This is a genomic window from Pseudomonas sp. 30_B (assembly GCF_017491605.1).
Classification (GTDB): domain Bacteria; phylum Pseudomonadota; class Gammaproteobacteria; order Pseudomonadales; family Pseudomonadaceae; genus Pseudomonas.
Map to the genome: position 1 here is coordinate 1 of NZ_JAFGYY010000190.1, position 511 is coordinate 511.

At 59.5% G+C, this 511-nt stretch carries 2 protein-coding genes; one reads left to right on the forward strand and one right to left on the reverse strand.

All coding sequences use genetic code 11. The features are described 5' to 3' along the window. On the reverse strand, positions 1 to 315 hold a 315-nt coding region (locus J5M67_RS27865), incomplete at its 3' end, for a hypothetical protein (RefSeq protein WP_207888603.1). 11 nt (positions 316 to 326) lie between these two features. Between J5M67_RS27865 and J5M67_RS27870 the strand changes: the two genes are divergently transcribed. Continuing rightward, on the forward strand, positions 327 to 511 hold a 185-nt coding region (locus J5M67_RS27870), incomplete at its 3' end, for a hypothetical protein (protein WP_207888604.1).

Genomic DNA, 511 nt, shown 5'->3' on the forward strand with positions numbered 1-511 from the left:
GCTTAAAGTGGAGCGCGACATTCTTGCCGATTGCGCGAGATGCTCGCGCGCCCGGGCCGCGCGATCGGATGCGCGCCGGCTGATTCGGCCGTGGAATTGGGCGACCGAATCGAATACCGTCGTGCGCACTGCCGGTAATAACAGCAGCGCCGCAGCGAGCACGGCGACGGCGAAATAGGCGACTAGAACGACGGCAATCAAAGAAAACCCCGGAATATGGAATCGATTGTAATTTGCAATGCTTGAACTTAGAATCAGGCCTGCTTCCGCGTAGGCCGGGACAATATTATTGCGGCGAATTAAACCAGGATTCAACGAGACACTGAATGAGCGCGCCGGACGATTCGAATTCGAAAGCCCCGCCTAGCCTGCTTTCCTCCGATGCCGGCAAAGGGAGCGGCGCAAACCACTCGCGTATTCTCGCGAATCTCGAAGGCCGCGTCTCCCCCCAGACCGAAAACGCGCCGCGTTCGCGCAAAGGGCCGATCGCGCTGATTGCGCTCGCCGTCGT